The following is a 15,962-nucleotide window of genomic DNA, read 5'->3' as shown; positions in this document are numbered from 1 at the left end:
TGACCCCACATCCTCAATCAAGCGCATGGTGACTTCCCCGAGTCAAAAGCGTTTAGGAACTTAACATATCTGTTGTGTCTTGATAGCTTGTTCAAGACCCACTTGTTCAGAAGATACACCACCGTAAACTACTCGGCATGACTTACGACGTTCCCCCTTAGATCGTCTCATCCTGACTAGTTTACAGGCAGCTCAATCACCAACAGATTCATCCCCGTGGATCGCTGACCTGCCTTGTTGGAAGTATGTATCCGATCATGTACACACAGATCAGGTTTAGACTCCCCGGTCTAAACTCAATAAAAAAAGACCTTGGTCCCCGCCAAGGTCTTTTTTTTATGGAGTTTTTAAGCAGTGACATCAAATCGTTGCGAGCAATTTCATTTTTTGCCAACGACTGACGTAGGCACGTTTCGTAAAAACATCATATTGATTATCGCGCGCCGCATCTAGAATACCACGATAAAGTAAAGCCGCTACTTTTAATGCCCGACGACTTTCTTTCGGATACTGTTCAAAAGACGGAGTCGCTGCATCATACAGTTGTTCGGCTCGGAACGCCAATGCTTCCCAAAGACCAGCAAAGTCTCCGGATGGGGTTCCTGCTAGTAAGGAGTTTGTCGTGACACTATATTCGTCCATCCAATTTTCAGGAAGATAGACGCGACCTCGTTTCGCATCCTCACCGACATCACGCAAAATATTCGTGAGTTGCATCGCAATGCCCAACTGGATTGCTGAATCTCGTAACTCAGGTTGTCCTGGTGCAAGGATCGGGAGTAACATCAAACCGACCGTACTCGCGACGTAATAACTATATTTTTCTGTTTCTTCCAAAGAATGATAGCGGTTTTTCTCAATATCCCACCGCATACCTTCTGCTAATTCCAAAAATGGTGTTTCATCCATCTCATATCTAGTAAATACATCAGAAAGCGCAATCCAGAGTGGTTTGTCAATGTGTTGACCCGATCGGAACTGACGAAATTCCTCCAAGAATTCGGCTAAGCTTTCTTTTGGCGTCGCTGACTCGTCCACCGTATCGTCAAGAAACCGACAAAACGTATAAATCGCATAGACGGCCATCCGATCTTGTTTCGGTAATAGGGAAAAGGCTTTATAAAAGGTTTTTGACCCATTTTGAATCGTCTGTTCACATACTACGTATGCGTTCGTCACTGTATCCATTTTTCCACCTCATCTCTTGTTCCATTCGATTGACAAGTAATGTCGCTCCCATCATGACGATCGGAACGCCTCCACACGGATGGACAGATGCGCCTACTGCATACAACCGTTCAATATCAGCATACGGTTTTGCTTGGGTTTTTAGAGCAGCTGATTGGCGAATCGTCGGAGCGATTCCAAAACTGCCCCCTTCATACAATCCAAAATCTTGTGCATCTTGAGGTGTGCGGATCTTCATTTCTGCAATTTGACTTTGGAAACCAGGAAGATGCTGTTCGATTTTTGCTAAAACTTGATCGATGAATCCATGTGCTTCATATTTTTCCTGATCATATCCACGTGGCGAAGGAACTAACGCATACACAACGCTGTCATCCGCTTCAGTTAACGAATCATCTACCTTACTTGGATTAAACAGATAGACAGCCGGATGTTCTGGCAACTCATCTTTCTGAAAAATCGATGTCATCAAGGGTTTTAAGTCACTTGGCATCAAAAAACGATGCACTGGCAAATCGACTTTTCCGTGTATCTTAAAGTACAACAATAATGTACCACCAGACGGGACATATTTTTTAGGTTGTTTCCCTTCGACCAGATATTCCATCAGCGGAAATTCGCCATTTAATACGACGCTATCATAATGATATTCTTGCCCCTCGACAATAAGCCCCTTTGCCTGTCCTTCTCTAATCATTACACGTTCGACGGATTGATTAAACTTGAACTGGACACCTCGTTCAATTAATGCCTCATACATTCGTTCCGCCAAGGAAAAATAACCACCTTTGACGTACCAGACACCCTCTTCTTGCTCCCGGTAAGGAATCAAACCATAAATCGATGGGGTCGTGTACGGATTCCCACCGATATAAAAAGTTGGAAAACTGTAGGCCATTCTGAGATATTTACTTTTAAAGAAACGTTTTAAATGATCATGTGCCGTCTCCATCGCATGCATCTTCACCAGTGGTGCTAGCATACTAGGGTGCAACAATTCACGTTTACGGAAATAACTCCGTTCTAAAAATTTCGATACGCTAACGTCATAATCCTTTGATTTTTGATTCATAAATTCTTGAAAACCACGGCCTTCTCCGAATTGACGTTCAATCGCAATCGCCTGATCGACGACATCTGCCTGTTTCGTGACCACTGTCCCATCATCAAAGTGTAGATCATATAGCGGATCAATCCGTTTTAGTTCCACACCTTCCAGACCTGCTTCCTTCAGTTGTTCCTGAAGTTTTCCAGGCATCAAGACGATTGTCGGACCTTGATCAATTCGTCCACCCGACTCAAAATCGACTGATGCAAGTCGTCCACCCGCACGTGTTTCCTTTTCAAAAATAGTAATCTCGATTTCAGGGTATCGTTTCGTTAACAATAACGCCGCATGTAACGTTCCGACACCGGCTCCTACAAATCCGATTTTCATTTTCCAACACCTACTTCGCTTGTCAATAAGTCTGCTGTAATCCGGGCCGACTCAAAGATGGTCGGAAGTCCGCTTCCAGGGTGTGTTCCGCCGCCGACTAAATACACATGATCCAATTCTTCAAAGCGGTTATGTGGTCTAAAATACATCATTTGTGTCAGTTGATGTCCCAGGTTAAACGTAGCACCTTGATGGACTCCCATTGCTTCCCAGTCATCCGGTGTAAACATTTCTTCGACCTCGATTGCCGCTTCGACCCCTTTGTACGGAGAACGGTCTTCTAGCGCATCAAGGACGCGGCGACGTAATTTCGGTCCTTCAATCGCCCAATCAAGTTCTGAATAGTTGTTTGGAACCGGAACTAACACGTAAAGGGCCGATTTTCCTTCCGGAGCCAATGTCGAATCGATCACAGAAGGGTTTTGGACATAAAATGAAAAATCTTCCGATAATTCTAATGTCTGTGTCATCTCACGAACATTCTTTTCGTAATCATCAGCAAAATAAATCGTATGGTGCGGGGCATCAAATGTTTGATTGACACCTAAGTACAACATGAACGTCGAACACGAGAATTTTTTTCGATCAATTTTCGGACGTGACCATTTTTTCAGGACACCTTCCGGAACAAGATGGTTCATCGCATGTGCAAAGTCTGCACCGACGACGACGTCATCGTATAAAACATGTTCGCCCGACTCAAGTATTACGCCCGTCGCTGTTTTTCCGTCTAAAATCAGCTGGCTGATTCCTGTATCGAGATGGACCGTTCCACCTAATTCTTCGATTGCCCGTTTCATCGCTTCCGGAATCTGATTCATTCCTCCAATCGGATGATGGACACCGTAAGCATGCTCCATGTAAGATAAAATCGAAAAACCGCCTGGGCATTCCCATGCTGACATCCCTAAATATTTGGCTTGAAACGTAAAGGCATATTTTAATTCTTCACTCGTAAAATAGTCAGAGAGAACATCATATAGGGAACGTCCTAACGAGAGACGTGGCAGTGCCGTGATGACACGTGGCGACAGATAATCCGTTAGTTTATCGTGTTTCGTCTGTAAAATCGGCATCATTTTGGCAAGCTTCAATGCCTGTTCTGCCATGAAACGATCATAGCCTTCCCCATTTCCAGGAAAGTGATGTTCAATCGTCTGTTTCATCCGGTCACGGTCCGTCGTCATCGTGAAATGATCGTTGCCCCCGTTAAAGTATAGCGTATACATAGGATCAAGGGCCTTCAGTTCTAAATAATCACTCAGTTTTAGACCGATACTCGTAAAAAGATTTTCTAGAATATGCGGCATATTCAAAAATGTGGGTCCGCGATCAAATTGATAGTCACCTACTTGTACACGAGATGTCCGTCCACCAACAATCGGTTGTTTTTCGTACACGGTCACGTCTACTCCTCTGCCCGCAAGCAACATCGCACACGCGAGTCCTCCGGGTCCTGCTCCAATAACGGCTACACGCTGCTTCACACGAATCTCTCCTTTTTCTCTCTACTTGTTTTAACTATTATACTAATCACATACTACTCCCCACAAATTTGAACTGTCCTAAAACTGTAAAAACGCCAAGCTTCCTTTAGGAAGTGGCGTTTGCAGTCACGATATACCAAGCTCCTTCTTTCAAAAATGGTGAAATCGATACATTTTCGAAACCGGCAGCATGTAGTTGTTCCGTCAATTCTTGTTTGCCTGGTAACGGATAAAGATTGTCATGTAGCGTCATGAACGCGTTAAACGCAGCAGAGAAAGGAGCCCCATACTCGCTGTCCCGCAGTGGCGTGACGAGGATGACCGTTCCCGCATCTTTGACGAAACGCCGAACGCCTTCTAGAAGACGAAGTCGTTCTTCTTTTGGGAAGTAATACAGAATGTTATTCATCATCACACCATCATATGTTTCTTTCACTTCAAAACTTTTGATATCCCCGACCACAAAATCAATTTCACCTGTCGTATCTCGCCGTTTTGCTTCCGCAATGACAGATTCCTCGATATCGATTCCTGCTAGTCGCAACTCTGGTAATGCTTCATGTATTTTACGTAAGTACCCTCCATAGGCACAACCGATGTCAAGCAAGGACGTCACATTTTGACTACGGATAATGTGTCGCACAGCAGGAAAGGCAACGGTCTCCACTAAAGCAGACGTTTCAGCAACGATATCCCCGTGTTCTTCACCATTAAATGTCTTTTGTTGACCGTCTTCTAAAAACTGTGGATAGGAAAATAGTGCAGGCAGATGCAATTCCATTAACTCGGATAACATAAAACCGATACTTCGATCATCTGATTTCGATAACTCCGGTAAGACATGGCGTGTCGCCGTGTAACGAAGATCTTTCTTTTTTAAGTGTCCGACGGCTAGACCGACTTCAAACCAACGCGACAAGGCTTCTGTCGTCAGCGGTTGTTTTAATCGGATTTGTGCTTCCGCTTGCGTTGCACCTGACCCTAGGACGTCAAACAAACCATACTTGTATCCAATATACCCGTGCCATAACGGTAAGACTGGCTCTGCCCGTTTCATCCATTTTCTTGCCCGGAAAACTTTTGTCCATTCTTTCAACTGTGCCACAAGCGTTCCCCTCTCGACTGCGTAATATATCCCTTTTCCCAAATAACAACAAATTGTAACCAAAAAAAATACACGTTTCGTCGCAAATGGACAAAACGTGTATTTCAGTCAATCGAACGATCCGTACCTCTTCATTCAACAGCCCAGTATCGTTTAAAAGAATTGCATACCGTATGGCAACGAATACCCAAGGAAAATCGTCACAAGAACGAGGACAGCAAACCCAAGCAAGAAACCAGAATAGGCTTTGCCTTTTTTCAGACGAACGAGTGTCAACTCACCAAAGATCAAAACAAGAATTCCTGCTGTAATCTTTGCATGGTACAAGCCATCTGGATTAGCAGACATTCCCATGATCTTGATGTACAGGTAAAGACCTGTTGCGAACGTCAACAGCAATAACAAACGAAACGCCATGTGTACGCCCTTAGCAGCACTCTTACCATTCTTATACATCGAAAACGCAACAAAAAATGTGACCAACAATAAAACCCATAATAAGACGTGTGTGTATACAAATGCAGTAATCGGCATTTTTGTTCCCCCTTTTATCATTCCTTATTTATCGTAGCTGATTTTCAGCATGAGACCTAGTGTTATTTTCCTGACATATCAATCATTTCCGAAACGGCGGAATGAGAAGTGACCATTTGTGGTAATTTTACGGTAAAGAGACTACCTTTCCGTTCGACCGAATCCACTAATATTTCCCCATCATGTCCTTCGACGATTTCTTTACAAATGGCAAGTCCGAGACCGGTTCCTCCGATTTTTCGACTATCCGAATTATCGACCCGATAAAATTTTTCGAACAACTTCGCTAGAGCCGTTTTCGGAATACCGATTCCTTCATCGCGTACGGTGAATTGGACATGGTGCTGATCGGCTGTTAACACGACTTCGATCGTCCCACCAGACGGTGAATATTTGACGGCATTGTTCAGTAAATTATTCATCAGTTGTTTCATCTTCTCTTCATCCGCTTCAATCCATGGACCCGTCTCATTGAATGAACGGAACGTAATCGTATGCTTCGTCGTTGAGGCCGCATAGAATTGGGTCGTTTCCTCCAATAAAGGACGTAAATCAAGCGGTCTCTTTTGATAGGACTGGGTTCCTGATTCCATCCGTTGTACATCTAGAAAGTCATTGACAAGATTCGCCAATCGTTCCGTTTCCGAATGAATCGTCTTTAAATACCGGTCTTGTTTTGATAAATCGATATCCCGGTTCAACATCAATTCGGTAAAACCATAAATCGACGATAACGGTGTCCGCAATTCATGGGACACTGTCGAGACCAACTCGGATTTGAGTCGATCCATCTCCGTTTCCTTCGTCACGTCACGTAATACAAGCATCGTCCCTTTTCGCATTCCATCAATTTCAATCGGTTCTACATAAAAATGAATGAATACGACTTGCTGGCGAATCGAAAACTGAAGGCTATTTTTCGGAACTTCTCCTTGTAAGACCCCTTCCACATAACGCGAGAAGGTTTCAGGTTCATCGACGACAGCACGGATCGTATCCAGACATCCTTGGAGGGTTTCCGTCTTCGTCGTTCCGTGTTGGAGTTCTGGAAACAAATCGTACAAGGGACGGTTCACGAACACTTCCTGTTTGCCCGGTTCGATATAGATGACTGCTTCTCGAATCGAATCGAGGATTCGCTCCGTTTTGGTTTTTTCCCGATTCATTTCATCAAATAACCGCATCCGTAACAAAGAAAGCGACAATTGACGTGAAAATGACATGACGTCACGCATCTGTTCGTTCGTAAACTGATCACGGTAACGGACAAGATAGATGAAGGCAATGATTTCTTCCGACGCCGGATCAAGAATCGGCACAGCCGTCTCATACATGTAGTATGGATATGGTAACGGATGGTCACTCGCAACTTGTTTCGACGAATGAACCGCTTTTTTTAGTGATTCTGCTCGTTTTAATAAAGAAAAATCGCCACCTAATAACTGTTCGGATAATTCTTCCGTCATGCCATGTGTCACGATTGAATAGGCGGCGCCTTCATCGACGAATACAAGCGCTCCAATTTCAGAATCAGTGATTGTGACCAATTTCTCGATGATTTCTGGATAAGCCGTCAATGCTTCTCGCGCTGCCAGTGTTTCCGTCAAATCATTTCGATATTGGAGATGTTGTTCATTTCGCATCGTCAGTTCCAACGCTTCCTCAAGTTCTTGCTGCTGGGCCTGCAATTCTTCTTGTTGTGCCTGTAACTCTTCTTGTTGCGCCTGTAATTCTTCATTTTTTGCTAACAAATGCTGTTTGTTATCTGAAATTGAACTCGCCATCTGGTTAAACGATACTGCCAAAATACCAATCTCATCTGTACGATCCGGTATTTTCACGCGCGAGACATCTTCTCCACTCGCAAGACGTTCACTATTTTTAACGAGCGATAGCAGTTCCGCCGTAATGCGTCGAATAAACGGATAGATCAAGAAGATTAAGACACCGACTAGAACGACGATATTCGATAACCAGATCAATTGTGTCGTCTGAATTTCTCGTTCGAGTTGACCACTCGTCGTTTCTGACCACTCTTCCAAAAACTCTCGGTAACCACCAAGCGCCAGCTCACTTTTATTGATTTCAGACAAGACATCGATGTTTCCAGCACCGTCTAGCTTAATTCGTCCGCTTGCTAACAACTCTTTCCCAAGCGGTAGCGACGTCAACGTCGTTCCGCGTAAAAAGGATTCATCTACGGTGCCTGTTTCCTTTGCTTCGACGTAGGATTCAATCAACGGCAAAATCGATTCAAAATAATAGGCATACAGTTCACGTGAGGAACGTGCATAATCTTTGCCTTGTGTATAAATCGCATTTTCCTCGAACCAACGTGTTTGTTCATCAATCGTCGCTCGTTGATCTACCATCTTCTGATAAATTTCCCGATCACCGATGAGGGCATATCCCCGCATATTGAATTGCAAGTCTTGCCATTCTTCCCACAGCGCGCCGGCACGTGCGCTCCGGTCTCTGATATCTTCTAATTTTTGTCGTGTTTCTTGTAATTTCGTATCGGTATAATTATAAACAATCAGTGAAGAAATCATCAGTGTCGTTAACACGATATAAAAGGATGCCATCAACTGGCGTCCGATTTTCCGATTAATCCACTGGATGATCACTCAATATTCCTCCTACGACATCAATTAATTCCAACGGACTGAACGGTTTAGAAAAGAAGTAATTGGCTCCGATTTCTTCTGCCCGTTCGCGGTCGGATTGTTGACTTTTTGCTGTTAACATCATGATTTTCAAGTGTTGTTTATCCGGATGACGGCGGACCTTTTCAATGACTTCGATCCCTGTCATGCCAGGCATCATGTAATCCAGTAAAACCAAGTCATAATGCTGACTCATGATTTTCTGATAGGCTTCGTCCCCATCCGTCGCTTCATCGATTGTGTATCCTTCATCTTCCAATGTATCTAATACCAGCATACGTAACACATCTTCGTCTTCTGCTAATAATATACGTGCCATCTATAAACCCTCCTAATTAATATCACTGATCTTTTTGCATACCTTCTCATTTTACACAGTTCTTTCATATTTAGAAATGAAAATCGTCTAACGAACTAGCTCCGATCACTGGATAAGTGACAGAAACGATTCGTTAGACGTAGGTCCCTTAATGAATTTCAATCACTTCATGGAGTGCAAAAGCGTAAATCAATTTTTGGGAAATCGTGATTTTTAAAATCGATTCCAAAGCTTCTTGGTACAGATTCAACTGCGTTGCATACCGTTCTCGTAACAAGTCATGCTGATCCTGACCATCAATCGCCTCAAACACTTGATCGGATTTATAATCCAACAGGATATAAGTCTCACCGTCCTGAATCAAACAATCCACGATTCCTTGCATGACAGCCTGGTCACTCGGACCATGCCAGTCCTTCCGGAAACGCGCCGAATCAATTTTATACGTAAACGGCAGTTCCCGGTAAACATCCCCTGTCGCCAAGCGTTGTTCAAACAGCTGTCCGATCGCTGAAGACAGGAACGTCGTGAGCTCCGGAATCGCTTCTCGCATCGTACCGGCTTCTAAAGCAGAAATCCGTTCTGTTCGTTCCCAGTCAACAATCTGATCTTCGATGGTTCGACCAGCTTCATACAACTGCATCGCTAAATGCAGAACGGTCCCCCGTTCAGCCCCTGTCAATGTCGGACCTAAAAATTGGGGTGTCCGGTAATAGGTCGATTGACGGTATGTCGATTCAAATGCAGCCCGTTCTAGCTGTTCCGTCCGCTTTAACTCTGTGACGGTTTGTTTGGCGGCCGTATCAGTAGCAACTTGATACGGATATTGATAGGCAAATGCCGCTTCGATTTGTTGTTTGAACGGCTCGTTCCCGACATGATCAATTTTTTCGAGCGCTCGGACATGCTCGAGTTGATCAATCATTTTCGTCAATTCTTGATACGGTGCAATGTCATCTCGCGTCATGATTCGGAGCGACCACTGTTGTTCCTGCTCGTCTAACATGAATTTCCGAAGGACGGCTGGTGCGACCCAGTCGGCATATGTTTTGGCGTTACGTCGATCGATTTCTGGTAAAAGCAACTCATCCAGCGGTTGATCTTGCCACTTCGAAAGTTGCTCTTCCAGTCCTTTGATTGCCCCTACTAAGATCAACTTTTCTTTAGCACGTGTCATCGCGACATATAACACCCGCATCTCTTCTGCCTTCATCTCACGGTCCATCTCGCGACGAATGACTTCTTTCAGCAAGGTTCCGGACCGAAGACGTTTAATTGGATCAATCGCATCCAGGGCAATCCCATACGTTTTGTGTAATTGGATTGCTTGCATCTGATCTTGTTTATTAAATTGTTTTCCGAGCTGGCTGACGATTGTCACAGGAAACTCCAACCCTTTTGACTGGTGAATCGTCATGATTCGGACCACGTCCTCATCTTCTCCTAAAGAACGGGCTTCTGAAAAATCTTCCCCTCGTTCCACTAGACGGTGGATCAAACGTAAAAATCGGTATAACCCCCGATAACCGGATGCTTCATACTGATTGGCCCGTTCATAGAGCGCATTTAAGTTCGCTTGCCGGCTTCGTCCACCGTTCAGACAACCGACATACTCGAAGTACCCTGTCTGATCGAACAAGGAACGAATCAGGCTCGCCAATGATTTGCCGCGTGCTTCCGTACGCCATTGTTGTAATCGTGTAAGTGCTTCATCCACCCGTAACCCTAGCGGTGTCTCCTCTTGCGCCACCAACACTGCCGCTTCATAAAAAGTAGTCTCTTTCGATTTGGCACGGATACGCCCTAAATCCCGATCCGTCAATCCAAAAATCGGCGACCGTAATACACCGGCTAGCGGGATGTCTTGTAACGGGTTATCAATCGTTTTTAATAACGCCATCATGATTTGGATTTCAGTTGCTTGGAAATAACCACCTGTCGTATCGGCGTATACCGGCAGTTCATATTGTTCAAACACATCGACGAGTGCCTGAACCCGTTTTCCTCTCGAACGCACGAGGACAACGATATCCCGGTATTCGCATTTACGGAATCGCTTTTGTTTGGCATCGAATACAAGATACGGATTTTCATCGTTTACCATCTCAATGATTCGTGTTGCGATGACTTGTGCTTCGAGTTCTTCTTTATTCGTATCCGTCTGATCAACCAGCAACAATTCTGGCTCTACCTGGTTCGACTCGACATAACCCAGGTTCCCCAATCGTAAATGAGCCGCTTCGTCGTAATCAATTTCCCCAACTGCTTCATCCATCACCTGACGGAAAATATGATTGGTTCCGTCCAACACTTCTAAACGGCTCCGGAAATTTTTCGTTAAATCAATTCGTGTCCCGACATCGGTTAGTCGGAATCGTTTAAACTTATTGAGAAATAACCCCGGTTCAGCATGACGGAATTTATAAATCGACTGTTTGACGTCACCGACCATAAACAGATTACCTGTCGCCTCATCCGATTTCGAAACGAGTTTTAAAATCCGTTCTTGTACTTCGTTTGTGTCTTGATATTCATCGACCAATACCTCAACGAAACGCTCTTGCAACAAACGGGCAACATCGGTCGCTTCCCCATCTTGTTCCAAAATCGCTAACGCAAAATGCTCAAGATCCGAAAAATCAACGATTCCGCGCTGTTGTTTCGCTTCTAGATAAGCGGTCGAAAAATGACGGACCAACATAACGATCATTTGGACATGCCCCAGCTGTGAACGTAAGTCCTCTAGATAGTCGACTCCGTCCTTTTCAACGAACAACTCCCGCATTTTTTTCAAATCACTGACGAGTCGTGTCCGTTCTGCTTGAAACAGTTTCATCTCTTCATCTCCACGTACACCTTTCCAGCGTCCGAACTCGACCGCTTGGAAGGCAAGGGCAATGGTCGTCCACCGGTCAGTTTGTGGGTTGATTTGTCGCATCGGTGCTACATCCTGCATCAGCATCTCAGCCATCTCATCGTATCCCGATTGCCGTAAACGATAGGACAGTTCCAGATACCGGTTGACGACTGGCGCGACACGTTCCCATTCGAGTTCAAGCAATCGCGTCAATAACGTGGATTCATCCGGATCAATCGGTTGATCGTACTGAGCAATCAAATGATCATAAAAGGCTTCAGGATCCGGAAGTGAACGGGAAAAACGATACAGATTCGAAATCAATGTCAACATCGCTTGATCGTCTCGATCTGACGTATAGCTATCAATCAGTTCATAAAATGCGGGATCCGCCGCTGCGTAGAAGCTCTCAAACACTTCTTCTAGTACGTCATCTTGTAGCAATAACAACTCCGCTTCTTCAGCAATCCGAAAAGCAGGATCAAGACCAATCCGGTAATAGTTTTCTCGTAAGATGGACAAACAGAATGAATGAATCGTCGTAATTTGAGCCCGGTTCATCATTTGCCGTTGTTTTTTCAGATAAATGTCGTCCGGGGCTAGTTTTATCTTTGCTTCGATCGCTTCGATGACACGGGTTTTCATCTCTTTTGCGGCTGCATTCGTAAATGTTGCAACAAGCATCCGGTCTGCCGTCAATGGATCATCTTGATTGATGACACGTTGTGTCAACCGTTCCACTAATACAGCTGTTTTTCCTGAACCGGCAGCGGCAGAGACTAAAATATGTCCTCCCCTCGCATCAATCGCCTGTTGCTGTTCATCCGTCCATTGCACACTCATTCTGTCTCCTCCTTCAACCGTTCCAAGACTTCTTTTTCCGACAACGTGTCCAGTTGGCGGTAGTCATTTCCAAGTGACTCATCAAACTGACAGACGGAGCGATATTCACAAAACGTACACGGTGTCCGTTCTTGATAATCAAACGGATCAATTGCAATATCCCCCTCATACATTGATTGGCTACTCGTTTTCAATTCATCCCAGGCATGATCCATCAAGGCATTCAACTCTTCTTCCTTGACGACACCTTTCGTATGCGATTTATGAAGACCCGTTTTCGTAAATGTCACTTTGACAAGCGGTGATTTTTTTCGTTCATCGTATGCAATCTGATCCATCGCACGCAACACCTCATCGTTTTCAACGATGACACCTTGCATCTGATACGATTCGAGGAGTAATCGACTGCGCTCAGTTTCATCAGCAGACAAATCACCACGTAACATCGGATTTTTGACATGGAAATACAAGGCACCGGCTGGTTTGGCCTGTCGATCAAATAGAACTTCGGACTGTTCGACGACGGTTTTTAAATACAAAAGCATCTGAATCGCCAATCCATAATAAATTTCAGCAAAGTCCAACTCTTTGGCACTCGACTTATAGTCAACGATCCGGACGTACAGCTGATCGCCGATCGTCGCTTGGTCCACTCGGTCAATTCGACCCGTAAATTCAATTTCTGTTCCATCCGGTAATGTGAACCGAAGTGGTGGAAACATCGCATTCCCAAAACTAATCTCAAATAAATCCGGTTCGAAATCCGACCGTTCCGCTTGTTTGACAAGCATTTTTGCGGTTTGTTCGACGACATCGGTCAACTTTTTCTTGATGTATCCGAATCGGTTCGAACTCATTAAAATCGCATTTTGAATTTCTGGTGTCACTTTTTCGACGGCCTCTTTTGCGAGGGTACTACACGACTCATCATCGAGTTCACGCCAGTGTTTCCCTGACGCCTTGATGTTCATCGATAGATCATTGAGTGCCCCGTGGAACAGGTTCCCGATGTCTGGCGCTTCGAATTTATACAATTTCCGTTCCTTTAACCGTAATCCATAGCGAGCAAAATGTTTATAGGAGCACGCATTGTATGTTTCAAACCGTGAAACACTCGCTTTGATCGTGTCCCCATACAAGGTCCGAGCTAAATCGTCCGGCAAGGGTTTTGCCTGATTCTGATAAAATAACGCACTCGAGAACAGGGCCATCCGTTCTCGCCCTCGTCCGTTCTCAAGCAACAGATTGTAGACATCAAACCACGATTGTTGAATCGGATAACGACGTTGCAATCGTCTTAACTCAATTGCCGTCGCAGCTGCTGCCCGGTCTGGACTCGTCACAAACTGTAGCTGATCATCCGGTACATGGTCGCCGGCCTCCGCAAAATAGGTTTTTACTGGACGGTCCTGCAGGAGTTGACGTTTGATTTGTTTGACGATCGAGGCCGGTTGAAGTGCCTTTCCATCCTCGTCAACAAGTGCATAGCTGATATGCAAGGACTCGCTTGGTGCCGTTACACCTTGGTACAGGTAATACAACTCGTCATCAAACACGTCAAGTGATGCTTTTCCGACCGGGATCCCTTGATCATGTAAAAAGTCATGGTCCCCTTCCGATAACAGCTTCGATTGATCTTCCACCAGTGGAATCAAGCCATCGTTTGCACCAAGTAAAAAGACTACCTTGACCTGTTGTAAACGACCTCGGACATAGTCCGTTGCAATCACTTGATCGAGTGACGGAGGAACAAGCGAGAAACGAAGACTTTCAAGTCCTGTCTCAACCATTTGAACAAATAGTTCAGTAGACAAAACCGTCTCAGGAGCTGCTGCTTCTAGTTGTTCAAAAAGGTGTAGTACCGCTTCATACACTTGATCATGTTCCCGTGCCTGACTCAATTCATTTGCCTCGAGCGCCTGCTGTTTCCAGACCATCAAACGATCCGTCAGCTGATGTTCTTCTAAAAAACGGTATAAGGCCCGCGTATATTCGCTCATCGTCTTCGAAGCCTTAAAGCGTTTTTCAAGGGGTTCAATCGCTTCAATCAAAAATTGACGCCACTCGTTCAACTCGAGTTCTTCTTTTAATTCATCATCCGTCAAACTGACTTCATCCGCCAGACGACGTTTGAGTTGCCATGGTTTTTTCCACATCGACCCTTTGATTCCTCGTTCGAGCACAAAGGTTTCTAATCGATCGAGAGCTAATCGCGCGTCCTCTGCCGGCAGCGGAATCAGTTCTGTTTTTAGCAATCGAAAAACAGACTCCTCCCGATAACCTGTCATGACGATTTCGAGGACCGCATGGACTAGTTCGACGATCGGGTGATGAACCATCGATTCCCGTTGGTCCAGAAAGTACGGAATATCATACAATTGGAAAGCCCGTTCTAAATGATCCGCATACGGTTCGAGATGACGCACGAGAAAGGCAATTTCATTAAAGCGGTATCCATTTTGCCGTACGAATTGGATAGCTTTTCTGACAGCCGCTTCCGCCTCGACCTGACGATTTACCGCAGCAACAATCGTCAATCCGTCCACTTCTTCATCGACAGCCGGATACCCCGGTGAAAGTAATGCTTGTTCAAGCATCCGTAATCCTGCGCTCTTGAATTTAACAGGCTGCTCGTAATGAATTTCTTCATGCTCAATCTGACGTTCGTTCATCTGTTCAATCAACTGCATATAACACCGTTGTGATACACCAAATTCAGACTGTTTGGCATAGGCGTCCTCGACATCGAGTGTAAAGCTGAGATGCATTTCTTGTGTCAGTTCCATCAAACGGAGTAACACGAGTTGCTCCTGTAAGGAAAATTCATAAAAACCATCGACGAATACGCATGCCTCATTTAGATTCGCTTCCGGTAACAGATCGATGAGTGTCGTAAAATAATCATCTGCATGGAGGGCTTTGTCCGCAATCCGTTCTGTGAACCGTTCATAAATCAACGCCAAGTCGTTTAGCTTAGGAGAACGTTCAGGTGAAGCACTGCTGATTTGACGCAACATGTCAGGATCCACTAAGGAACGTTTAAACGATGCGATCAATTCATCCAATCCTTTATAAAAACCGGGCATGTTTTTAGTCCGTTTGAAGATTTTTAACTCTTCTTCCGCTTCTTCCACGACTTGTCGCAATAAAAGTTGTGTCCCCGTTTCGTCTAAGAAAGGAATCGCTTGGTTTCCATGATCACGGATGATGTGAAAGGCAAATCGCCGTAAGCTCATGACTTCCATTCGGACAAGACCGGACAGACGCGGATCGGTCGCAATCCGCCGCTCCATTTCAAATGACATTTGATCAGGGACGATAAAATAAATCGGAGGTCCTAATGGCTGCTTCACGAGTCGTTCGACGACGTCCTCAATTAACTTGGTAGTCTTACCTGTACCGGCACGACCTAAGTGCATATAATTCATAGTTTCCAGCCGGCGTAGCTCCCTGACTTCCGTCTTGGGAGGAGCCGGCCTTCACCTCCTTTGTATAGTGTCGGCGAATGTTTGCGTTGCTGTTTGT

At 44.9% G+C, this 15,962-nt stretch carries 9 protein-coding genes; all 9 read right to left on the bottom strand.

Annotated elements, in window-relative coordinates; genetic code table 11:
- Positions 1 to 360 precede the first annotated feature (360 nt).
- Positions 361 to 1,188, bottom strand: a complete 828-nt coding sequence (locus tag P404_RS0112960; RefSeq protein WP_026831250.1) for a phytoene/squalene synthase family protein — start codon at positions 1,186 to 1,188, stop codon at positions 361 to 363.
- On the bottom strand, positions 1,154 to 2,626 hold the full coding sequence (locus P404_RS0112955) for a phytoene desaturase family protein (protein WP_026830981.1): 1,473 nt from the start codon (positions 2,624 to 2,626) through the stop codon (positions 1,154 to 1,156). The genes P404_RS0112960 and P404_RS0112955 overlap by 35 nt, the downstream gene beginning before the upstream one ends.
- On the bottom strand, positions 2,623 to 4,113 hold the full coding sequence (locus tag P404_RS0112950) for a phytoene desaturase family protein (RefSeq protein ID WP_026830980.1): 1,491 nt from the start codon (positions 4,111 to 4,113) through the stop codon (positions 2,623 to 2,625). Before P404_RS0112950 ends, P404_RS0112955 begins: the two co-directional genes overlap by 4 nt.
- A gap of 106 nt (positions 4,114 to 4,219) precedes the next feature.
- The gene (locus tag P404_RS0112945; protein ID WP_014969723.1) at positions 4,220 to 5,218 is read right to left on the bottom strand and encodes a class I SAM-dependent methyltransferase; all 999 of its coding nucleotides are present in this window, start codon (positions 5,216 to 5,218) and stop codon (positions 4,220 to 4,222) included.
- Positions 5,219 to 5,371: 153 nt separating this feature from the next.
- Complete coding sequence (locus P404_RS0112940; RefSeq protein WP_026830979.1) at positions 5,372 to 5,752, bottom strand: DUF1516 family protein; 381 nt, start codon at positions 5,750 to 5,752, stop codon at positions 5,372 to 5,374.
- A 62-nt stretch (positions 5,753 to 5,814) separates the two neighbouring features.
- Entirely contained in the window at positions 5,815 to 8,379 is a 2,565-nt protein-coding gene (locus P404_RS0112935) for an ATP-binding protein (RefSeq protein WP_026830978.1), read from the bottom strand.
- A complete protein-coding gene (locus P404_RS0112930) occupies positions 8,360 to 8,737 on the bottom strand; it encodes a response regulator transcription factor (protein WP_014969720.1) in 378 nt (125 codons plus the stop codon). Before P404_RS0112930 ends, P404_RS0112935 begins: the two co-directional genes overlap by 20 nt.
- A gap of 148 nt (positions 8,738 to 8,885) precedes the next feature.
- Entirely contained in the window at positions 8,886 to 12,437 is a 3,552-nt protein-coding gene (addA, locus tag P404_RS0112925; RefSeq protein ID WP_014969719.1) for a helicase-exonuclease AddAB subunit AddA, read from the bottom strand.
- Complete coding sequence (addB, locus tag P404_RS0112920; RefSeq protein WP_026830977.1) at positions 12,434 to 15,865, bottom strand: helicase-exonuclease AddAB subunit AddB; 3,432 nt, start codon at positions 15,863 to 15,865, stop codon at positions 12,434 to 12,436. The genes addA and addB overlap by 4 nt, the downstream gene beginning before the upstream one ends.
- Positions 15,866 to 15,962: the final 97 nt, after the last annotated feature.

Origin of the sequence: Exiguobacterium antarcticum DSM 14480 (assembly GCF_000685865.1) — a bacterium.
Taxonomy (GTDB): Bacteria; Bacillota; Bacilli; order Exiguobacteriales; family Exiguobacteriaceae; genus Exiguobacterium_A; species Exiguobacterium_A antarcticum.
The sequence above is the reverse complement of the archived record's forward strand: the minus strand, read 5'-3'. Positions and strand labels throughout refer to the sequence as shown.

Bases quoted from the DNA above. Each gene is read 5' to 3' on its own strand.
- P404_RS0112960 (WP_026831250.1), bottom strand. From the start codon at position 1,188: ATGGATACAGTGACGAACGCATACGTAGTATGTGAACAGACGATTCAA.
- P404_RS0112955 (WP_026830981.1), bottom strand. From the start codon at position 2,626: ATGAAAATCGGATTTGTAGGAGCCGGTGTCGGAACGTTACATGCGGCG.
- P404_RS0112940 (WP_026830979.1), bottom strand. From the start codon at position 5,752: ATGCCGATTACTGCATTTGTATACACACACGTCTTATTATGGGTTTTA.
- P404_RS0112930 (WP_014969720.1), bottom strand. From the start codon at position 8,737: ATGGCACGTATATTATTAGCAGAAGACGAAGATGTGTTACGTATGCTG.
- addA (WP_014969719.1), bottom strand. From the start codon at position 12,437: ATGAGTGTGCAATGGACGGATGAACAGCAACAGGCGATTGATGCGAGG.
- addB (WP_026830977.1), bottom strand. From the start codon at position 15,865: ATGAATTATATGCACTTAGGTCGTGCCGGTACAGGTAAGACTACCAAG.